The 21,101-nt window shown below is 38.2% G+C and carries 30 protein-coding genes; all 30 read right to left on the bottom strand.

Annotation, left to right across the window (positions count from 1 at the left end; translation table 11 throughout):
* Nucleotides 1-5: 5 nt before the first annotated feature.
* Nucleotides 6-1,124, bottom strand: coding sequence for a hypothetical protein (locus M2M59_RS04075; RefSeq protein WP_249775603.1), 1,119 nt, complete (start codon nucleotides 1,122-1,124; stop codon nucleotides 6-8).
* Between the two features lie 2 nt (nucleotides 1,125-1,126).
* Entirely contained in the window at nucleotides 1,127-1,879 is a 753-nt protein-coding gene (locus M2M59_RS04070) for a hypothetical protein (protein WP_249775602.1), read from the bottom strand.
* A gap of 12 nt (nucleotides 1,880-1,891) precedes the next feature.
* A complete protein-coding gene (locus M2M59_RS04065; protein ID WP_249775601.1) occupies nucleotides 1,892-2,530 on the bottom strand; it encodes a DUF2612 domain-containing protein in 639 nt (212 codons plus the stop codon).
* On the bottom strand, nucleotides 2,530-3,702 hold the full coding sequence (locus M2M59_RS04060; protein WP_249775600.1) for a baseplate J/gp47 family protein: 1,173 nt from the start codon (nucleotides 3,700-3,702) through the stop codon (nucleotides 2,530-2,532). Before M2M59_RS04060 ends, M2M59_RS04065 begins: the two co-directional genes overlap by 1 nt.
* Entirely contained in the window at nucleotides 3,686-4,042 is a 357-nt protein-coding gene (locus M2M59_RS04055; RefSeq protein ID WP_249775599.1) for a contractile injection system sheath initiator, read from the bottom strand. The genes M2M59_RS04060 and M2M59_RS04055 overlap by 17 nt, the downstream gene beginning before the upstream one ends.
* Nucleotides 4,039-4,419 carry a Gp138 family membrane-puncturing spike protein gene (locus M2M59_RS04050; RefSeq protein ID WP_249775598.1) on the bottom strand — a complete coding sequence of 127 codons (381 nt, stop codon included), beginning with the start codon at nucleotides 4,417-4,419 and terminating at the stop codon, nucleotides 4,039-4,041. The genes M2M59_RS04055 and M2M59_RS04050 overlap by 4 nt, the downstream gene beginning before the upstream one ends.
* 8 nt (nucleotides 4,420-4,427) lie before the next feature.
* On the bottom strand, nucleotides 4,428-5,234 hold the full coding sequence (locus tag M2M59_RS04045) for a phage protein (RefSeq protein WP_249775597.1): 807 nt from the start codon (nucleotides 5,232-5,234) through the stop codon (nucleotides 4,428-4,430).
* Nucleotides 5,227-5,556: a phage baseplate plug family protein gene (locus M2M59_RS04040; RefSeq protein ID WP_150283796.1), complete on the bottom strand. Its 330-nt coding sequence runs from the start codon at nucleotides 5,554-5,556 to the stop codon at nucleotides 5,227-5,229. Before M2M59_RS04040 ends, M2M59_RS04045 begins: the two co-directional genes overlap by 8 nt.
* Nucleotides 5,556-6,137, bottom strand: coding sequence for a LysM peptidoglycan-binding domain-containing protein (locus tag M2M59_RS04035; RefSeq protein ID WP_249775596.1), 582 nt, complete (start codon nucleotides 6,135-6,137; stop codon nucleotides 5,556-5,558). Before M2M59_RS04035 ends, M2M59_RS04040 begins: the two co-directional genes overlap by 1 nt.
* A gap of 1 nt (nucleotide 6,138) precedes the next feature.
* Nucleotides 6,139-8,541 (bottom strand): hypothetical protein, encoded by a 2,403-nt coding sequence (locus M2M59_RS04030; protein WP_249775595.1) that lies wholly within the window; start codon nucleotides 8,539-8,541, stop codon nucleotides 6,139-6,141.
* 200 nt (nucleotides 8,542-8,741) lie between these two features.
* Complete coding sequence (locus M2M59_RS04025; protein ID WP_150283793.1) at nucleotides 8,742-9,032, bottom strand: hypothetical protein; 291 nt, start codon at nucleotides 9,030-9,032, stop codon at nucleotides 8,742-8,744.
* A gap of 95 nt (nucleotides 9,033-9,127) precedes the next feature.
* The gene (locus tag M2M59_RS04020) at nucleotides 9,128-9,526 is read right to left on the bottom strand and encodes a phage structural protein (protein WP_150283792.1); all 399 of its coding nucleotides are present in this window, start codon (nucleotides 9,524-9,526) and stop codon (nucleotides 9,128-9,130) included.
* Nucleotides 9,527-9,579: 53 nt separating this feature from the next.
* The gene (locus tag M2M59_RS04015; protein ID WP_249775594.1) at nucleotides 9,580-10,590 is read right to left on the bottom strand and encodes a DUF3383 family protein; all 1,011 of its coding nucleotides are present in this window, start codon (nucleotides 10,588-10,590) and stop codon (nucleotides 9,580-9,582) included.
* Nucleotides 10,591-10,600: 10 nt separating this feature from the next.
* A complete protein-coding gene (locus tag M2M59_RS04010) occupies nucleotides 10,601-11,071 on the bottom strand; it encodes a phage neck terminator protein (protein ID WP_249775593.1) in 471 nt (156 codons plus the stop codon).
* Nucleotides 11,064-11,405, bottom strand: coding sequence for a hypothetical protein (locus M2M59_RS04005; protein WP_249775592.1), 342 nt, complete (start codon nucleotides 11,403-11,405; stop codon nucleotides 11,064-11,066). Before M2M59_RS04005 ends, M2M59_RS04010 begins: the two co-directional genes overlap by 8 nt.
* A complete protein-coding gene (locus M2M59_RS04000) occupies nucleotides 11,402-11,929 on the bottom strand; it encodes a hypothetical protein (protein WP_249775591.1) in 528 nt (175 codons plus the stop codon). Before M2M59_RS04000 ends, M2M59_RS04005 begins: the two co-directional genes overlap by 4 nt.
* The gene (locus M2M59_RS03995; protein WP_249775590.1) at nucleotides 11,922-12,245 is read right to left on the bottom strand and encodes a phage head-tail connector protein; all 324 of its coding nucleotides are present in this window, start codon (nucleotides 12,243-12,245) and stop codon (nucleotides 11,922-11,924) included. The genes M2M59_RS04000 and M2M59_RS03995 overlap by 8 nt, the downstream gene beginning before the upstream one ends.
* The gene (locus M2M59_RS03990) at nucleotides 12,229-12,456 is read right to left on the bottom strand and encodes a hypothetical protein (RefSeq protein ID WP_066790773.1); all 228 of its coding nucleotides are present in this window, start codon (nucleotides 12,454-12,456) and stop codon (nucleotides 12,229-12,231) included. Before M2M59_RS03990 ends, M2M59_RS03995 begins: the two co-directional genes overlap by 17 nt.
* 41 nt (nucleotides 12,457-12,497) lie before the next feature.
* Nucleotides 12,498-13,472, bottom strand: a complete 975-nt coding sequence (locus M2M59_RS03985) for a major capsid protein (protein WP_249775589.1) — start codon at nucleotides 13,470-13,472, stop codon at nucleotides 12,498-12,500.
* A gap of 13 nt (nucleotides 13,473-13,485) precedes the next feature.
* Nucleotides 13,486-14,097, bottom strand: coding sequence for a phage scaffolding protein (locus tag M2M59_RS03980; protein WP_249775588.1), 612 nt, complete (start codon nucleotides 14,095-14,097; stop codon nucleotides 13,486-13,488).
* Nucleotides 14,098-14,219: 122 nt separating this feature from the next.
* Nucleotides 14,220-14,495 (bottom strand): hypothetical protein, encoded by a 276-nt coding sequence (locus M2M59_RS03975; protein WP_249775587.1) that lies wholly within the window; start codon nucleotides 14,493-14,495, stop codon nucleotides 14,220-14,222.
* Nucleotides 14,496-14,497: 2 nt separating this feature from the next.
* Nucleotides 14,498-14,644, bottom strand: coding sequence for a hypothetical protein (locus M2M59_RS03970; RefSeq protein ID WP_249775586.1), 147 nt, complete (start codon nucleotides 14,642-14,644; stop codon nucleotides 14,498-14,500).
* On the bottom strand, nucleotides 14,641-15,552 hold the full coding sequence (locus M2M59_RS03965) for a phage minor head protein (RefSeq protein WP_249775585.1): 912 nt from the start codon (nucleotides 15,550-15,552) through the stop codon (nucleotides 14,641-14,643). Before M2M59_RS03965 ends, M2M59_RS03970 begins: the two co-directional genes overlap by 4 nt.
* Nucleotides 15,553-16,959: a phage portal protein gene (locus M2M59_RS03960; protein ID WP_249775584.1), complete on the bottom strand. Its 1,407-nt coding sequence runs from the start codon at nucleotides 16,957-16,959 to the stop codon at nucleotides 15,553-15,555.
* Between the two features lie 14 nt (nucleotides 16,960-16,973).
* Complete coding sequence (locus tag M2M59_RS03955; RefSeq protein ID WP_249775975.1) at nucleotides 16,974-18,299, bottom strand: PBSX family phage terminase large subunit; 1,326 nt, start codon at nucleotides 18,297-18,299, stop codon at nucleotides 16,974-16,976.
* Nucleotides 18,247-19,059, bottom strand: coding sequence for a terminase small subunit (locus M2M59_RS03950; RefSeq protein ID WP_249775583.1), 813 nt, complete (start codon nucleotides 19,057-19,059; stop codon nucleotides 18,247-18,249). The genes M2M59_RS03955 and M2M59_RS03950 overlap by 53 nt, the downstream gene beginning before the upstream one ends.
* Nucleotides 19,043-19,510: a DUF1064 domain-containing protein gene (locus M2M59_RS03945; RefSeq protein ID WP_249775582.1), complete on the bottom strand. Its 468-nt coding sequence runs from the start codon at nucleotides 19,508-19,510 to the stop codon at nucleotides 19,043-19,045. The genes M2M59_RS03950 and M2M59_RS03945 overlap by 17 nt, the downstream gene beginning before the upstream one ends.
* 102 nt (nucleotides 19,511-19,612) lie before the next feature.
* Nucleotides 19,613-19,879 carry a hypothetical protein gene (locus M2M59_RS03940; RefSeq protein WP_249775581.1) on the bottom strand — a complete coding sequence of 89 codons (267 nt, stop codon included), beginning with the start codon at nucleotides 19,877-19,879 and terminating at the stop codon, nucleotides 19,613-19,615.
* Between the two features lie 454 nt (nucleotides 19,880-20,333).
* Nucleotides 20,334-20,762, bottom strand: a complete 429-nt coding sequence (locus M2M59_RS03935; RefSeq protein ID WP_249775580.1) for a hypothetical protein — start codon at nucleotides 20,760-20,762, stop codon at nucleotides 20,334-20,336.
* Between the two features lie 20 nt (nucleotides 20,763-20,782).
* The gene (locus M2M59_RS03930) at nucleotides 20,783-20,959 is read right to left on the bottom strand and encodes a hypothetical protein (protein ID WP_158512608.1); all 177 of its coding nucleotides are present in this window, start codon (nucleotides 20,957-20,959) and stop codon (nucleotides 20,783-20,785) included.
* Nucleotides 20,960-21,101: the final 142 nt, after the last annotated feature.

The following is a 21,101-nucleotide window of genomic DNA, read 5'->3' as shown; positions in this document are numbered from 1 at the left end:
TCCAATTATTGTATTTGTACTCCTGTTATTAAGGTTTGTATTGCCCCCATAGTTGTTCCTAAATCTGGATTACCATACACTTTAGAATATGAATTAATCGGTTTAGCATTAGTCATATTAGGAGCATTAGTTGTGCTAACAACAGTATTAGTTTGGAAATTATAAACCGACATTTTATAAGTTCTTGTATAATCGGCATTCTGAATGTATGAATAAAGAATACATGTTGATGAATTTATTGGTTCTATTTTGTATATATACCCTATCCCTGGATCATTTGAGCTCGTTAAAGTTGCCCCATCGATTCTTATTAATTTTGTACCAGAAGGAGCGTATATAGAACCGTTTAAATTTGCAGCTAAATCCAATCTCGTATTACTAAAATCTTGTCTACTAGCGGTATCTTCATATAATCTATGAGATATTTTAGTTAATGTATCGCCTGCAGCATTTAGTTGCCAATATGATAAATAGTAAGATATCATTTGACCATCAGATTCGATAGCATATACCAACCCATTAGTGTCTGCGAAAGCCGTTTTTGGACCAAATTGAACGAACATATTACTCATTTGTTTAGTTACATTGGTCGATAAGTTTATAGTTGTAACATTTTGTAAAGCCGCACCAACTACAAAATTACCCCATTTAGTTAACTGTATGATACCCTGGTTATTATCCCATAGCATAGTACCATTAGCGACGGCATTTAAAGTATCTCGAGCACGTATATACCATTTACCACCTACAAAGAATAATATGTTACCATTTTGCAAATCCATAAGAGAACTATTAGAAAATGAATTTGAAGTGTCTGTATAACTACCTTGCATATCTGAGTCTTTAAGAATATTAGAATTAGCCGAAGCATTAGCCAATGTGTATGTTCTTAATAGGAAGTATGTCCCGCTAGTATATGTTTTCCAACACACAATTAATCTTTTAATAGATGGTATATATATAAAATCATATAACCAGTTATTTAAATGCCCAGGATTGTATGGAACTGTATAAATGTTATACGATGGGGGGTCCGCTATTCCTAATTCAGCTATTGGAATAACACTCCCTTTTCGGTATTTACCTGATCCATATGGACCTCCATGATCTCTAATATCAAACATAATTACACCTCACCTACTAAATCGCCATCTGTATCATAAGACAACGTTTTAGTAACCGTACTTTCAACAGTTGTTCCATCGATACCATAATAAGTTACTGTGCGAGTTGTATATTTTGGAGTTGTGCCACCGCTTAAAACAGATTTTACGGCTAATGTATTATTTGATTTACGTGTGTATTGAACTGTGGTAAAAATTCCATTTGAGTCCTTACCACTTTTATTAATTTTATATTCTGTCTGTTCTACCTTTTTGCGAACAGCATTTTGAGAAGGTACTAAAGATGTTGAATTACCATTAACATCATCAACTAACTGCACATGCCCCTTCTTTTCGTTAGTCGCATCTTCCGCCTGATGTTCACTAACTTTTTTGTCTAAAGCTTCAAAATCTGTTTGTTTAGCTGAACCATCGGCCTTACTTAAAGAAGTTTGAACACCACTAGCTAAGTCACTTTTAGGAATACCGGTTGTTGGTTTAGAATATTTGACCTTAAGCTCTTCTTTTGTTGCCAAGTATGTTGTATCTACACTTATCGTTATATTTCCTTTTTCATCTGGTGACTGGCCGTTAATTGTTTTTACTTCTCCGGCTTTTAATTGCAGCTCTTCTATTGCTCTAAAAGCTTTGTTTTGTAGCCAGTTGAAATAATCAGCAGGGGGCTTTACACCTGCTTTCCAACCACCTTCTTTTAAACTTTGAGGCGGCTCAACACCAAGCGCATGCCATTCTGGTAACTGTCTCGTAAATGCCACTTATACTCCTCCTTATATAGGTAGATCCTGTTGCTTCTCTGGATTGAATGTAGCGCCAAAATAACCCCCTATATCACTTTCAATATCTGCAAAGCCCTTTGAATTATCAATGGATAAAGATGTATCGCCAAATTCAAATGTTCCATTTAACTCGATGCTTTGAACTTTTACACCAGCTGCAACAGTCTTTTGAATAATACGCACGAAGTTTGCGGGATCTAGCCCAGCTCTATTAATTGCTTCTAAAGGCATCTCAATTAATTTAATTGATGCCTGTATAGGATTATCTTCATCTGTCCAACCTTCCACTATTTTGATGTTCTTTTTATCAGTTGAAAGGGCAATAGCAATTACTTTGATAATTGTATTGATTGTGCCATCAGATAGGTTTCTAGCAATCTTCGACTTTAATAGAATCCGATATACTTCATCAGTCGCTACACCACGACTTTGATTGATGTTTTCGCCAATTAAATCGAGTGCCTTTCCTTGGGCCTTGTCGATGTCTCGCCATTCTAATATCAATCTATTTGTTTCTTTGATTCTTCCTAACTCACCTGAAAACAAAGAAATAAGCTTATATAAATTGGAATCTTCATTTTTCTTAAAGTAATCGGTGAAAAGAGAAATGATTTCCTTTGTGCTATACATTAGATCACCTCAATGTTAGCAGCTGTTATTTGAGCGACTTGCTGCAGTTGGATTTCAACATTACTCGCATTGAATTGCGAACCATCAACTGATAATTGCACATCTACATCATCAATACCATTCACGCCATAAAGCTTTGCTATAAGCTTAGATAAGATAACATCTTCGCCCATATTCAAGCCAATATAGGTATTGCTTTCTGCATCTGTTCCGCCAATATATTGAACAATTGCTTTGATTACTTGGTTTTGACCGTCTGATTCAAAGCTATTATTTGTTTTAAGAGTGACCTTTGCATATATTTGAACCGTTTGAGCGCGCGTTAATCCCACTTGGTGAGGCTGTTCTGCGTCATCTAATATCGTTACAAAAGTCTGACCGAATGGCTTAATGCCGCCTGCCTTCTTTTTGAATACAGCTTGGGCCACATCTTCATCACTTCCCCCCAACACAAACGCTTGAATTGCCCTAGATGGCGTACCATATATATTCGCTTCATCATTATAGTTCTCATCAACATAAGCAGCGCGTACCCCTGAAACTTCCAGAAGCTCCGTCCTAATAGATGCCGTGGTACCGCTCCCCAATCCTTCAACTGTTGTGTCAGCACGTTCTCTTACTTCTTGATCTGTCTCTTGTTCTTTACCGTTTGTAAAGGCAATTGGGTTGGTAACCCCCTCTAGTCCATCAATAGGATTTATAATTTGATTGATTTGGCCGGCATCGGCATTACCAATAGCTCCGCTTACTTGGCATATAACATCTACTGAAACCATCCCATCTGGACCTATTACTGCATCTTCTAAAGTGTAATAAAGCGTTTCATTTTCCTTGCCAACCGTGAAACCCATCTCTATAGGTGTACCTGGCGCACCGCTGAAAACTACAGGTCCATCTGCATATGTAGCTGGGTTCCTCGTTATCCCTGCATATGGCAATAATGCATCGAGCTGCCTCCCCTCCGCTGTCTTTCGAAATCCAGAATAATAAACATTTTCATTGTCTTGCCATACAAGTGCTAATACAAATGCCATTATTCTTAATAAAATACCTAACGCTGATCGTGCACCTGTATTGGCATCTTGCCCGAATAACTCTTTTGCTTTTACATCTAAGCGTTCAAGAATATCTTCATATGATTCTCGTTTATAGCCCTTACTCGTCAGTGCCACCTAGACTCACATCCAATTCTAGTTCTTCATTTGTTTCTTTTAGTTGTACTTTAAATTGCACATAAGCAACTCGCTCTTTACGGTCTTGATTGACTAATACTTCACCAACAAGTTCAACACGTTCTTCATTGGCAATGACCCTACCTACTTCTGCAATAATTTCATCATCATCTGGTTTATCCTGTAGCACTGACATATCAAAGCCATAATCTTCATCAAGGAATAACTCTTCCAGTTGTGAACCCAATTCAATTACGATGGATTGAGAAACTTCCTCTGAACCTGTGACAAACCCTTTTTCAAAAGAGATATCCCCGTTTACGATTGCTATATCTCTCACCGTAGCACCCCCACGATTACAGCATCTTGTATGTCCAAAATACGTGATTTACCGGCATAGTATGGTTTACCTTCAAATGCATCATCTAAAGAACGTTGAGCACATACACAAAGGACAATCTTTCCAACTTTTAAAACCGGATCGTATGATTGAACAGGACCACCTTCCACACTAAATTCATGTTTTAAGGCGGGCACTCCCTCGATTACTGGAACCGTCTCTGGTTCTTCTCCAACTTCCTTCACTTTAAATAAAGGCTGTATTTTCGCTTCTAAAGACGATTCATCGAATGCTAATACCTTTGCCGGAAAAGCTGTATTAATGCTGAATAAAATCTGATTCCGAAAGTTTTTAAAGAAGTTCGTATCTGCTGCCATTACTTCACCTACTTACTTGAAATACAATCAAATTGCGTTTGAAAATCACTTTTATTTGCCACATGCTTACCGCTAATTACTCGAAATTTACCGACTACAGTCTGGCATTTTAGTGTGAGGATTGATGCAGTAGAGACTTTATGTTGCAGCAAGGCATCTACTCTAAATCCTTTTACCGTTTTTCCGTGATAACTTTTCTCGAATATGTCAGGCGAACCAATAAGACCAGTAGACGATGTTAGCGTGAATTTTGTGTTATCACCTTTTCGGATATCACGGATATATAAGTAACCTTTTGAAAAATAAAAAGAAGCGCCGCAATCGTCAGCTAGTCTCTCGATTGCGTCGAGAACGTTGCCAGTGACGTTGTAACCCTTCTTTTGAACTTTATCTCTTGGTAGGTCTAACACTTTTAGTTTAAGCCCAATTGCATGTGCTAGATCACGAATGATTGTAGATGTATTTGTCTTTTGTTTGTATGTTTTCTTGATTGTTTTTTTGCTAGTAATCCCATGAGTATCTAGTACCTTGATGATAGTTGCCCTATCCGGGCCGACTTTTTCACTTCTCACTCTAGTGATTTCACCATCCAATATAACGCCTACATCGCCTTCATAGCCTGCATTTAATACCAATCTATTACCTCTCTTAAACTTAGCGCGTGAGTCGTGTGAGAGGTTATATATTCGAATCGTACTTCGATTGGGTTCATGGTCATCATCAAAAGGTACTTCAAACTCAATGTGAAGCTTGTCATTTGTCCATGTGGTATTGTGTGTTCTAACTTTAATGACCCTTTTAAAGTATTCACTCATCTTCTTCACCTTGGTTATCTAGAATAAGAAAAACTGTTGTATTTAAGTTATCCCAAGAAACGCGCTTTTCCTTCCCACTTGGATCAAGAGGAATAATGGTAGGTGCAGGGAAATCGCTCGTCGTTATGTCTTCCCATAAGGGAACACCATAGACTAACTTTTCCCCTGCGCATATTAATTCTTCGTCTTTATATAAATCAATCGTAAAAAAATCATGATTTTCATTGTAACGAACATCAAAGGTGAATATTTCTTCTTCAAGCTCTATTTCGAATTCATAAGGGATAAGATCTTTCTCAATCTCAATATATTCCTTGTCCATTATCTCACCTTCAATTTAACGCCTATTGGTATTCGCTTTGGCGGATATTTGTTCCATTTGTAGAGTTGTTGCCAAGTTGTTCCGTATTTTCTTGCTAACACCCAATAAGTATCTCCGCTTCTGGTAGTATGATATTTTTTACTCTTACTATTATTCGTTTGCTTACGTCCACCGTTTGATTTGCCTTTAGCGGTTTTCTTTTTGGATTTTTTGTATTTCTTAGCAATCCGAACCTCTTGCAAAGATAAAGAAAAGCTATGACCATTTGCGATTGAAACTTCGCTGTCATAGCTAAACTTTCTAATTAAGAAGTTTGTACCTGTTCGTCTTCCCACATAAGTAAGCCGTATACCATTATTCTTGTACTTCTTAAGGCCTTTTATCTTTTCGGCGATTGTATGTTTATTATCCGAGTAAATGATTCCGGTAAGAGTAACCTCGTTTGGTCTATCTTCAATATGATCTGAAATATCAATTCCATATTCTACGGCATAGGTAGGGATATTAGCTTCGTCCAACCAAGATTCTTTTTCGATAAACAAGTACATTTTACCGAGCTTGCACTTTTTAGCTTTAGCCATACTATCCCTCCAATACAACCGTGAATATGTCTTGTAAATCCTCGAAGTATTCTTCTAATTGATCTTTGACGTTCTTCGCTGTGCTTTCTCCGTCTTTTCCACCTTCAACACGAATAGTCACAGGTGCTTCGATAACAACAGTTTTACTTGATGTAGTGCTAGTTGTCGTAGTGTTTGATGAAGTCGCTGCTAAAGGCTCATAATTGCTAACTGCGTTCATATCAAGCGTTGGGTATGCCCCATCACCTTGAAGCATTCCTGCAGAACGAAGTGTATCTGATTGTTGAGCAGTCAGTACAGCTTCGTTCTTGTGAAGTTCTGCTGTATATCCATCGAAAGGAACGCGGCCTAATCCATTAGCGTGAGAACCATCACGAGATCCTCCTATGAGAGATTTTATTCCGCCTACAAAGCTGCCCCAAGATAATTTAGGAATAAACGAAGCCCAAGTTAACCCTTTAACAAAACCTCCCCAAGTAAGACTCTTTATAAAACCAGACCAATTTAAATGTTTAATAAATGATCCCCAACCGAGATTTTTAATGAAACTAGCCCAACTAAGTATCTTGACAAAAGATGACCAAGATAGCCCCTTCACAAAGGTAGACCAAGTTAACGATTTTATAAAGTCCACCCAACTAAGATGTTTAACAAAACTAGACCAATCAATATTTTTCACAAACCCTAGCCAACTAAGCCCAGGAATAAAACTAGCCCAATTTATAGAACTAATATAGCTAGACCAATCAATATTTGAAATAGCGCCTGTGATATCAATATCGCCAAGCAGATTTTTTGTCATCTCTCCAATTGATCCATAAACTCCTTTTAAATCAAAAGTCATTAGACTTTTGACTAAGTCAGTGAAACCATTATCTTCTAACTTAAGGACGAAATCACTTAGATCTGATAAAAAGCCTAACTTATTGCCACCATCCTTAGATAGCGAGCCTACTAAATTACTTATAGACTCCGAAACATTACCGATAATATTAGCAATTTCCGGACCATTTCCTTTGATGTAATCCAAAAACTTTTGGAAGTCCTTATTCTCGTCTAATCCGCTAGCCCACTTCGAGAAATCTTTCATTTTATCGACCAGCCAATCAAGGCCATCCGCTGCAGTTGTATCAAAGGCAGCAAAAAACTTTGCTACACCTACTGATCCATCACCAAGAATTGAACCGAGTTTAGGTAAATTGTCTTTAATATAGTCAATAAACGTCTTCATACCTTCTGAACCTTTTAAGCCTGCTGTCCAATCTGAGAATTTAGACATCATACCTTCAAAGCCATCTGCCATCCATGACGTCAAAGGACCAAGAGCTACTATGGTATTTGCTACACCTTTCAAGGCATACCCTAACCCACCGCCAAGACTTTCTGTTAAAGGACCTATAGAACTGTCAACATACTTAAAGAAGCTTTTAACTTCGTTTGTTTTTAAAGATTTATCGAAACTACCTAATAACTTAGCAACTGAATCGCCTGCATGTTCTAAGATTGGAGTAGACATATCCAAAAGCTTATTTAAGGACTTAACCCCTCTAGATGCTACATCGAATACCTCATCACTTAACGATTCTTTTAAGTCTCCCCATGAGCCGACTAGCTTATCAGTCTCCTGTTTTAACTGCTTTTGTTCGGTTGTTAATTTGGCATCTTCTTCGTATAAGTCGCTAATAGAGGAGATCGCAAGGCTACTAAACGCAAGAAGTCCTCCACCTGCTATTACAGCTGCACTTGCTATGCCTAATAAGCCGCCTGCCAAAACCCCTATCGCTACCCCTAGCGTTCCTACAGCACCGATTAAGGTAGCAACAATAGGAAGTAAAACAGGTAGGGCTACGATAATACCGGCGGCTTTAGCCAATCCAACAAGATTAAAATTCGATAGTAAGTCCATCCCCATACTTGGCAGGGATATCGAATTTGTGGCTTTAAAAGCGTTTAGCTGTGCCCTTAAGATACCTAATTCTTTTAAGGCTCCATTAACGTCAACATTAATATCGATATCTTTGCCATCAATCATCTTCATTTGGGTATAGAGCTTTGTTAGTTCACTTGCAGCGTTTCTGATGTCGATATCCACATTGATATCTTCTCGGTCAAGTGCTTCAATTTGCATTTGTAGTCGTTTAATATCGGCCAAGGGATCTTCCATATCAACATCTACATTGATATCCGATAAGGTTTCAACTTGCCGATTTAATTGCCGAACATCTTGGGTAGCGTTGTCTACTTGACGCCCCATCCGTCTAAACTCACGTGTAAGATCAATGATATTATCATCGTCAATACCTTTCAACAACCGTAATGTCTCATCGATTTCCTCATTAAGATAGGTGAGTTCTCCATAATCGACATCAAGCTCAATATCAACGTCTATATCACGCAATGCCATTTATATCACCTCACTTTTTCTTGTTCTTAGCCGCTTGATTTTTTAACTCAATTTTATAATTGAGAGCTGCGTTAGCTTCCATGATTTCATCGAGGGACATTGTCATTGCGGTTTTATAATCTACAACATTCTCAACTATTATTCGCCAAAAAAGCCAACGTCTTTTCGCCAGCTTTTTATAAAACATATTTGATTTAGGCTTATTGAAATATGAACTTTGTTGCTTCCTTTACGACTTCTTTTAGCATTGTTGAACCAAAATCTTGTTCTTCAAACCAATCATAACTTACTTGTTCATTGTCCTCTGTGCGGATAACGTGTTCGAATAGCTCACTATGCATGGCAGTGATACTTGTATTGCCATTTGCATCCTTCGTCCGGTCGAGAATTTCGAATGATCCTTGTAAACCAACATGTTGAAGATTGAATTTAGTCTCTTTGCCTTTTTTATCTTTAAAAGTGATTACTTTCTTTTCTCCGTATTTAGCCATTTTAATAGCCTCCTGTTTTTTCATTTTTTGTTTGAGTAGTAAATGTCTTTTCACTGTTTTATGCATAAGAAAAGGGGCATATAGCCCCTCACCGCCTATTCTACTGTGTAGTCGGTCACTCGAATTTCGAATTGTCGTTCATCTACCTCAGCACCGAAAGATTTATCTGCAGGCTTTGTGACGAAAGCTTTAGTTCCGCCAACAACCTCTTTAATTTCGTTGTTTGACGTTACCCAAATAGGGAAAATTTTTCGGCTTTTCGCTAGCTTATCTAGGTAATTGACCGATGGAGATGTTTGCATTAAAGTGACTTTAATTGTTCCCATCGTTTTGTTATTGATTGTGATACCTACATTCCCTTTAGCGTCGTTCTTGGCGGACATTGTATCGTCATCTTGCGAACATTCAACCATTGTATCTTCACCGAAACCAGTTAGCGAAATTCCACCTACATCAACATTCACTTTTCTCGCATCATAAGTTTTAATATCCATTTAATGCCCTCTTTTCTCTCCAAAATAAAAATCATTCAAATGAATGTCTTTAACTAGATCATAATTTCGCCCGCAATATTTGCTTCGTGAATGGCTCCGGCTAATTCAAAGTTAAAGGATAAGCCATTATATACACGTGATTCACGATCACTGGATGGTGTATCAACGCGTGAAACCGTTGCGACACTATATAAAGGGCTGCCCTCTGAATCCTCAGCAATCATACCCATATCAAAGGCTGCCTTTAGAATTGATTTAACTGCATTTGCCAATAGCGTGATACCATCGTCTGTGTATGAAATCTTGCCGTTTTTCACAAAGACTTGCTGCACTGCTTCTTCAATATTGATTTTAATCCAGTCTTTCGAATGAATAACATCGATATATTCACCGCTCAACACTTTTCCCTCTGATGTTTGAGGGATGCCAGATTTCGTTACGTAGGCAAAACCATTTAATGCGTGTATATCTTTCAATTCATCCTCTGTCACTTGCTGTGGCGTTAATCCGTTGATTGATTTAAACTTCCACGTAATTGAGCCAACATCTCTGGAACCAACCGATCCAATCAAACCTTCTGCAGCATACTCATTGACTGTTGTATGCAACATAGCAAAGGTACGATCATAGTTATAACCTTTCAATGTTGTGAGTGCTTCAAGAGCTGTTACAGTTGTTCCATGTAACTTGACCCCTTTACCTTCCACTACATCAGCAATAGCCTTCACTTCTGTTTCTACCTGAGTATCAGAAACAACAAAGTACCAATCCTCATCATAGAATTTTCTAAGTGCATCGGCTGCAGTCATAGCGGGTTCGGCTGCAGGATTATAAGTGGCAATAGCAATCTTGGATGGCGCTGTGTTTCCTTGGTTGATTAGTGCTTTAGCTAACTTATGAACCACCGTATCAGCGCCGAAGTCCTTCGCAACATCTAATGGATCAGCATAATTTTTATAGGTTGAATCGCCAGTGAACTTCGCTAATATTAACGGCTTACCTAAGCCTGTTAACTTAGATGATTTTTGAATATTAATCGTGACGGTAACATCTTTTAAAGGCATGTTCTTCCTCCTAATTATTGATATTTATTGTATCGATGGAATCGAATTCTTTTATCGAGTGAGCCCTAGTTCTAATTCGAACATCAAACCCTGTTCTACGCTCATATTCGATGGAGATAAACGTATCTCTATTTGATATTTCTGTTGTCTTTACGACGGCAATATTAGCTTCTTGCAACGTTTGAATGCCATCTACTTCGAAAAATTGAAATGCTGCATAAGCATTATTGATTGATTCATCCATTTCCTCACTAAAAGAAGAAACAGACAAGACCATTTCGATATCTCTCTCAGTATGCTGTCCATCCTCTTTCATGTACTGTGTCGCTCTCCCCACCTGTTTTCCAAGTGTAGTGAACTTAATAGCAATGAACGGATAAGCCGGTTGTTCATTCGATTGTTCAGCAATGATTGTGAAGATTCCTGTAGTTACCGCTAGGTTTCTAACGATGGCCAAACGAATAGGCTCAATATCAAGCAAAGCTATCCACCGCCTTTAGCACATAATAAAAGAAGCCACCAAAGCGTTCATACGACTTTTCATCTTGTACAGTGTACATATGATTATCGTATGTTATCTTCGTGCCTTCCTTAAGCCGAGTTTTCATATAAAGCTTTGCATCCGACGTAGTGTATTTACCACCGCTGGCATAAACGGATTTCGCTGTCATTGGCATTACCGCGCCTGTATAAGGAACCTCTTTCGTTTCGCCTTTATGGTACTTACCACCATCATCATAATAGCCCTCTGTTGTAATCTTAGCCGTGAAAGTAGAACTATACTTTGCTATCAATCTATCAAAATTGAACATCATTTCACTTCAACCTCCATAGCCCCAATCATATTACCTGTAGCAACAAGAGGATTTGACGAGCCTTTATTTTCAACAGTCCAAGGATGATTGGCTGGATTCTGTAAATCAATAGCATGTTCACGGATTTCTGCTCTCATTTCTTCCCCAATCATTTCATAGAGCAACCCAACAGGTATGTTCCCAGTAATGGCATCCCTAATAAGTTCTTCTGTCTTTTGAACAACTGCAAACCTAGACTGATCCGCTCCGGTTCGTACAAAGCTTCGTTCTGGAATCGTGATATGGGTTGTAGAATCTTTCAAGTGCAGTCCTTTATGATGCAAGAAGGATCTCATTTTCGGTGTAACCTGAATCTGAACACCAAACTCATGAACTGCCGCTAAACCTTTCACAGTAAGCTCACCATTACCATCGTAAAAATCACCTGTAAAATAGCCGACCTTTACCTTTTTGCGATTGATTTTTTCAATCGTTTTAATGGCCTGTGGTATTTTGTTGTTGTCTTTGATTTTGATTCTAGCCACGATACCACGCAAACTTTCTTAAGCCAGTAGAACGTAGTTCAGCTTTTATGGCGTTTTCACGTTCACTTTTGCTTTCAAACGTCTGTGATAAACCGTCTATGCTTTCAGATTTTATTCCATCTGTGAGCGTCAATTCAGACTGTACATACTTTGCTACAATCCTTTTTACTTTCAAGGGCATTGGCTTTTCATCGTTGAATGTACGATGTAGATAACCACAGACAAAGTCAATTGCATCATCAAGCTTTGTTTGCAATACAAGATCATCAGCAGTGGCATTAATACGTATCTTCAATTCATCAAGAGTCATCGCCATCATTATCACTCACTTCGCTACCTGGTTGCTCTTCTGGAATCTCTACCAAATAAGATATTAACTCTTTTTTAGTGCCGTTAGATTTGTAATCAATCTGTTTTGAATCTAAGATTCCTTTAATTTGAGAAATCTTCATGGCATTCAATTGCTCATATGAATGGTTTTTAGCCGCTAACCGCTCACGAGCACGTCGAAATGTATAAGCTCCCATACAATCACCCTTTCATAACAAAAGAGCGCCTAAGCGCCCTCTTATTTAATTTTGAACTTGAAATCAACCATACGAACTGCTTTAGGTTCATAAACTAATTCCCAGTTGGAGCCAGTTGCTAATTCTGTGTTTGTTGGGAAATCGCCTGCAACTGCTGATTCAGTCCATTTCACCCCACGTGGATGGAGCATAAAGATATTACGATTGATTAAGAAATCTTCACCTGATGAAGCCATTGTGTCACGATCTGTTTCAGTCTCAATAATATTCGGGTGCTTACCATTACCCCAAGCCAATGCGCCTTGACCAAAGATATACGTTTCTGCCACGCCTGTTGCAGTATCATAAGGCATGCCATCATCCACAATGACACGTTTACCCATAAAGTAAGGGATTCTTACTGGTTGGCCTGCAGGTTGTACATACTCAATTAATTGAAGTTTAGCAAGATATGTTTCAACGGCTGAGTGCATTGTAATAGCTGCTAAAGAGTCTTTTGCATCCCCCATGATTTGTACTGCATCTAAGAAACTATTAGCGGTGAATAGTGCACCTGCATCCGTTTCACCAGAAATATCATGAATTTTCTTAGCCATTGATGAGGAAGAAAATACGCCTTTTAGTGTTGAAAGTAATACTTTTTGACGATCACGAGCCCAATAGTTTGTCACAAGATTTCCGATTGCTCCCATAGGATCAGCACCTGAAAGCAATGCTGATAGGCCGTTTGCTCCCCACGCTTTTGCACGCCCTTGTTTACGAGCAACATCTTTGCTTGTGCCGATTTTCCCTGGAGTTAAAGAACCGTCATCCGACATTACTTCTGAATCACCTGTAAGATCATTGAAGTAAGGCATGTTGACAAGTGTGTTTGGACCACTTGCTAATGCGTTGAATTCCGCGTCATTTGTTGCAATTCCGCTGTTTAATACATTTGATAATTCCATTGTTCGTTGAGTGACATAGTTTGTGAAAATCTCTGGTTGAATGATATCTCCAATACGTGTAATTGGCATAAATTAATTCCTCCTATTGCCCAGTTTGGGCTTTCAATTGATTGTATAAGTCGGGATTGTCACGTAGCAAAATCCCTTGTTCTGTTAAATTAAATGTATCTTTCGCAAACGGATTTGGTTTATTGTAGCCACCTGGTAAATGTTGACCGCCTGCTGGTGGTGTTTTGCCCTTCAAACTATCGGATTCAAATAAATAAGCATCTGATTCTTTCAAAGCCTTCAGTTGATCTTCAAGGCCTAAAAGCGTTTGTCCATCTTGCTTGATGCCTTCCACGTCTAATAGAGCTTTAACTGCTTTCGGGTTCTTAGCTTTTGCATTACGTAATGCTTCTGACAATGTAAAATCGAAGTCTTTTTGCTTTAACTTTTCTTCATAGTCAGCAACCGTCGTTTGGTTCTGCTCTTGTAATGTTTGAATTTGCTTCTGTAATTCTTCATTGCCAGCTGCTTTCTTGCTTAAATCGTCAAGCTGATTATCACGATCTGTAATTTGGCCTTGTAAGTCCTTAACCTCTTGAATTTTGTCATCAAGACGGCTTTTAGGAACCATTTGACCAAAACCTGTTACAACCTTATCTGCTTGCTCTTCTGTTAAACCTAATTCAAGTAATGCTTCTTTGTTCATTTCATTTTCCTCCTATACGTTTTTTACGCCCAACGCGGCGATAGGTTAGACTTTGTTCTTTAACGTCTACAAAGCTAAAAGACGATGAAGGCATAATAAAAAAGCCTGTTTAATGTCTGTGCTTAAAGACCGTTATTTTTCAAGAATACAATATTCATTTCCTCTTTGAGATCATTGATCATTTTACTTATATCTTTTATTCGTTCTGTGTCGATATTGACCCTAAAACTCATCATTGATTTCCCAAGTGGTACGCTTGATTTTGCTTTTTTAACTTGCGAAGCCATTTCTAAAGCAATCGAGTAAATTTGCTCAGCTGTAAGGTTTTTTAACTCCGGGTTAGTCGTTAACGAAAAAATGTAAGGCTCTAATTCTTTTTCTTCTACAGTAGTTATCACAGTTACTTCACCTTCACTTTCTTATGAATATCTTTAGTTACTTCTTTCAACTTCTTAATAACGATCAATTTTTCATATGCACTTAATATACCAGTCACCGTATAAGCAACAATACCAATGTAAATTAAAACTAAAAATGCAGTCATCATTTTATAGCCCTCCTATATTCTTCATATGTCCTCTTGGCAACATCCTTCTGATTCTGCTTTTCAATTCGTTCAATGCTGTACCCTGTTAAGCATCGACAATTAATATCGTGATGAGGATAGCCTGTCATACCTGGAGCTTGGCCCTTTTCCCCTCCACCTAAATCAAATAGCTCATTAACTGGAACACTTTGACCACCTAATGAGACATGGTTAGCCTTTGGAGTTCGTCGGACTCTTTCATCTTTCATGTTCATCCATCGTTTAACCATGATGATACCTTGGCTATTCGCTTCTTGTGCAGACTCTAAAGAAGCTTGCTCACGTACTCTATGTGTCTCTGTCCGAGCAACTCGAACCGATTTAACATAATCCCCTTCAAACGTCTTTGTAAGCCTGCTAGCGGTTTGCTTGTAGGTACTTCCTTGAACAAGTGATTGAGTAACTTCTCGTTTTACTTTGATGATGATGTCTCGTCGGTTTTTCTCCAAAGTTTCATCAAGCGTGAGTCCACTAATAGGATTCTGCATGGACTTCTCAACTTGATCTAGCTTTGTCCTCATGTTTTTCAAACGAATATCAGCTTCATTTTCGATAGCCCACGCCATCCAATCCCAACTATACTCATAGTGTTCATCTAACAAGTCTAGCAGGCTGTCTCGTTGCTTTTTGGACATGGTATTGATTAAGACATTCATTTGAGTATGAAAGCTGTCTAATCGCTTGTATTTCATCATTTCAGTATAGGTAAGCTTGCCGTCTTTCTCGTAGCTGTTAAATATGTTGCCTAGAAGAGCGAGAGCCGCTTTAATTAACTCGCTGTACATACTGTTTAACTCATTTTCATACTTCTTAGTGACTTTATCCGACCATTCAGCGAGTAATTTAGCGTACTTATCTAAATCAATCATCTATTCACCTTCTTTATAAGCAAGAGGTGCAATATCGTCTTTTTCCTTATCCAGACGTTCTTGCTCCAACTGAACATCTTTAACCCAAGGGTGATTTTCAAGAATAGTAGTTTGAGATATGATCCCCATACTTTGTTGAGCCATCCCGACTATCTCTGTTTCATTGGTCAAAATCATTTTATTGAAGGAGAAAGTAATATCACGATAATTAAATTCACCTTTTTTGCTCAACTTAGCGTACTCAGCAACAAACCACATGAATCTTCTTAAAGCTTTGGTGAATTTTCGTTCGAGCATAGAAGCTTTAATATCTAGTAATGAATAAAGGTTTTGCAATGCAACGCCACTTGGAGCATTTCCAATAATATCCGGTGATGGATTCACACCTTGACCGAAAGAATAAATATCAGTGGTATAAGTGTCTCGTTGTGTTTTGTAGGCTTCAACCGGAACCTCGGCGCTTAATGTATCAACGCCAGAACCTTCTTCAGCTTCCATGGTGATAGCTCGATAGCGTTTGAGCATCGTTTTAAATTCTTCTAAATTCTCACCCTCGTAGCCTTTCAACACATAGACCATTGCTTGAATATCCTCTAGCACGTCTTGGGTAGTACTTACTAATGAGTCGTAGCCATCAATTTGCCTTTTATAAAATGTAAGGTCTGATACACCAAACTCGTTATTCTTAAACTCAACGAAAGGTACATCACCCCAGCTCATGGCTTTATCACCTTGGTAGAAATGCGGTGCCGGGTTAACTTCTTCGGTCACATCGATAAAGATTTCGCTGTTAATCATTTCATAGTAGGTTACATCTTCTGGCGTCCATAACTCTAGCTTCACTTTATTATCTGCGACATTATAAAAACGAATGCCTGCTAGAAGCTTATCCTTTCGCTTTGTATCGTAGATAGGGATAAATTCTTCTGCCGGTATGATGATGTGTTGAAACTCGCCATCCTCATCGACATAAGGATGAAGCCACTCTTTGCCTTTGTTAGAAGCATTCAAAATTAACTCCGGCAGCGTATCTTCAAACTCTTCTCCGATTAATTCTTCAATGAGTTCAAGCGCCTTTTTATCATCGCTTTTTGAACCAAAAGAAAGAGGCTCCCCAGCAAGATAGCCGACTTTTTGGTCAACTAATATCTTGTGGTAGCCCGATGGTATCTTGGATGCTTCACTTGTTGCGTCCCCATCAACTAATTTGGCGCCATTTGCATCATAGATATATACTTTCTTATTCAGAATGTCGTTTTCGGTAAAGTAATACCTGACGCCTTCTAAAAATTTCGATGGATTGAATGTCGTGTACAGTTCCTTAACTGTATCGATCGCTTTCGGCTTGTTGTTTTCTATAATTTCTATGAACTCATCTGTTTGAGTCCTTCCAAGTAGCCAGTGCAACTGTTATCGCCCCCTTATTTCAAAATTGTGATACCACGTTTCTTCATGACAACTGTGTTCACAAAGTATCTGTCACCATCCATTTGGTGGTCATTCTGCTTTACTGGTTTATCTTCTCCACGATCTGCAGCTTTCTCATCCCAAATGTAAGATGAAAACTCACGGAAGGTTTCTTTGCAGCAATCATTGTACTGAATCAATTGCTTTTCTAGAGCAGTTGCTACGTTACGAATACCGTCTAGCACATCGTTTTTTGCTTTAATTACACGCAAACCGCGCTTCTTTAATACAGCAATGAAAGATGCTGCCGATGGATCCACGATAATACCTTTAAAGTGAGAAACATCACCAATGAATTGTTCTAAATCATTTGCATACTCCTCATCAGTCTTCTGTTTTGACTTCTTACGACCATCATAGTGATATTCCTTTATCTTGTACCAAACACCATTAAAAAGACCCCACAAGCCAAATGTTGTAGGGTTTTGAGTACCATAGTCGATACTGACATAGTATTTTTCATATTCACGTTCAACAGTTTCAACAACATGCTTTTCCTTATCGAACATGTCATAGATAACGCCCTCGGCAAGTACCCATAAACCAAGAATAAATCGTTTGAAGAACACGCCGCTATACATGCGCTTATAACGTTCTTTAACGCGTTCGGACAATGAAGGGTTATCATCCATCAAGAAATGAATCTGGAATAGATTCTTCTCTTCCATCTTGTCGATAAATTCTGTTTTGAACCAATGATAAGGGCCTGCTGGGTTGCAGTTGAACCAGAACTTTGCACCTTCAACAGAACAACGCGCCGTTGCTTGGTCAACGAATGACTTAGGCATAAGCGCTACCTCATCAAAGAACATCCCAGCGAGTGTAATCCCTTGGATAAGATCTTGTGAAGCTTCATCTTTACCACCAAAGTAGTAGAAATGATTTGTCTTACCATTCTTCGTGACGGTAAACATATTTTCTGTGCGATGCTCTTTGACTTGATACTTACGGCTACGTAACATCTTTTGTAAAGGCTTGAAAACGTTACGTCTAAATGAACCAATTGTTTTACCGGCCATGCCTAAGTTTTCATCGTCAAAGCTTTCCATTGCCCACATGATGTATGAGAGGGACATCACAACCGTTTTACCGGCTCGTACTGATCCGTCGCAAATGATACCATCTTTATCCTTGTATGGCGACTTACCATGAACCCACCAAGTGAGGACTTTCTTTTGCTTCATACTAAACGGCGCGAACTTGAAGAGAGCGGGCTTTTTCTTTCGTTTAATCATCCCAATCAACTTCTGTACCTGCGAGGGCTTCGATGAATCCATCATCTTCATATTCTTCCTCCTCCCCATTTTCTTTACGAACTGCAATACGCTCACGCTCAACTTTAAGCTGTTTCAGCTCTTTTTCACCGAGGAGATCAGTGTATTTAGTTAGGAAATCAAGGGCCTTCATCTTATCAGCTAGTTTGAGTTTTACACCGTCTTCCGTGTTACTAACCTCGGTTAACAATGAGGTATCTACTTCCGTTAAATCCTTGATAGTAACTGAATACTTTTCAAATGAAATGTAATCCCCGATATCCGCAAATGCAATATCAATGTACTTCTGTAGCACTACTCTAGCGTCAATCATTATGCCACTTGAAATGTTTGCTTTCATACGTTCAATTTCGGCTTTTATACCATGATTGACCATAAGCAAATATGCATTTTTGTTTGCTACCATATAGCTGCACTCGTATGCCTTTTGATAAGCCTTAGTCGCATTCCAATACTTTGTATAGTACATACAAAAAAGCCACTGTTTTTCGGTAAGCTCGCCATTTTCATTCATTGGCACTTCCTCGATTTCAGCAGCTTCTTTCTTTACTATCTTTTTAGTTTTATTTTTATTCGGAGTACTCCGCTCATCTGTTTGGAGTACTCCGTTCAATTTCTTATTCCATTTGTCCTTTGATTTCCAACCACCAATACTCTTTTCAGGACAATTCAACATCTCAGCAATTTTACGATTTGCAATATCGCCGCCATGCTCTTTAAATATCTCAAATGCTTTATCCCGGTTTGGATCACGTGCTCTTGGCATTAGTCATTTCACCACCTCGTTTCTTAGCAGGTTCTTTGTTCTTCTTCCTCAACCTACGAGCTTTCTTTAAAGCCTCATATTCAATCCAACCGCCATCTATTGAGGACCACATAACGACATCTAGCGGCATTTGATAGCGACATTCGAACATCTTCTTTCGCAATGGGAAATCTCTTGATATTGCCATTTCACTGCCTTTTACATCAATAACTCTTGTGGTGTCATCTGCATAGTGGACAATAAAATCTGGTGTGAACTTAATCGACTGTCGTTTCTTCCCTTCAATCGAATAGCCTTCAAGCAGTAAATACGTCTTTTGCATTTCAAACGATTTCACGACGCCTTGTTCCTGCAATTGTTTCAGATGCAAATAATATTGACTTTCTAAAGCAGAATCGAAAATAATTCCATCAACTTCAACTTGTTTGTTCTTGTATTTACTACGAGCCATTTCAACACCTCATTTCTGCAAAATAAAAAACACCCCGAGGGATGCTAATTATCGATCTATATATAACATTAAGTAGCTTGATTCACTTTGTGTGCTTCTACTTTAAATTAAAAACCCAAATCGATTAGCCCCTTTAATGACATTTATCCATTCAGTTAAACCAGATATCAATTGCTGATGTTCCTTATTAATTACATCTGATGGTTTAAAGTTTTTAATTAATTCTAATGTATGGTCAAAGCCCGCTATTGCCAATTGAAATTCTATACTTTGACTCTTAGTTTGATTGTTTACTAAATAATTAATTCTTTTAATAAACTCACCAATGAGTTTTAAATGGACAGTATATTCCATATACCTTCTCTTCATTCCCTCACCCCCCTACACTAACTATATAGGTTAATAACTAGGAAGTATATGAAAAAAGGCTACCGCAAGCAACGATAGCCTTTCTATAAGGAGTTTTCAATTCATGTTGAGATATACATATCATTTTGATTTTGCATCTCATATAAACGAACAATACAGCCGAGCCTATAATACCTAGTCCAGTAGCCTGCATTTAATTATTTGATGCTCCGTATTATTCGCTTATATCAGACGTATTCCATTTTAGCGGAATATAGCCAACGCCAATTGTCTTCTTGGGTTGGTTGGTTGATTTTTCAATCCTATTAATAACTCTTTTAAAAGAATAATCATATACCGAAGGTATTCGGACGACCGGGGAATCCGCCTCCCCGGTACCTGCCTTCCAGTGTACAATACAATTTTTCTTTTAAAAAACTTCATAAAAAGTATAAAAACTATAAAATATATAAAATTAACATTCTTCGAATATATATTCTGCAATTTTACATTGACGGTACTGAATTGCAGGTTGTGAGCACATTAGCAACTTAGCAATTTTGGTTTGTTTCATCCCATTAAGTGTATGTTGAAGAATCATTTTATTTTTTTCTTCCATCTTTTCAAACGCACTTGATGTAAGAAATTCCTGCATAAAAAATACTTTGTCTCCTGTTTCACCATAATCTGAAATACACCTTTCAATTCGTGTAATCTCATTCCATATGGGATCGCTTTTCCCGCCTTTAGCGTGTGGCATGCCATCGTATTTTGCAACAGGGGCATAAATAGCATTGAATTCTTCTCTCATATTGGCGATATAGTTAATCATCCAATTGTAACTAGTCATAATAGACAAAATTTCAGCCGCTGAATACTTCTTCTTAGTTAAAGTTTGTGTCATCTTCATTTCCCCTTTTGTCTCTATCTCTGTTTAAAAGCTCCTCCACTTTTTCTATAGCGTGGTCTACGAACACCCATCAATTCTTCTATATCTCTTTGCGTAAACTGCTCTTTTCTCTCTTTATGACTATTTGTGCCTTTTCTCTTTATCTCTTCTTCTGGAGCACGTGACACCCATTTTATTTGAACACCATTCATACCCACATCCCCTTTTTGGCTAATAAAAAAGGAGCACCAAATAAACGCAGTAATTGCGTAAATTCGATGCTCCCGGTTGTTCCAATAAGCAAGTTATTAAGCTAAAAATATTTTAGCATATTTGAAATTTTTATGTATAAAG

This window comes from Rummeliibacillus sp. G93 (genome assembly GCF_023515935.1).
GTDB classification, from domain to species: Bacteria; Bacillota; Bacilli; order Bacillales_A; family Planococcaceae; genus Rummeliibacillus; species Rummeliibacillus stabekisii.
This window is presented reverse-complemented; position numbering and strand designations above follow the sequence as displayed.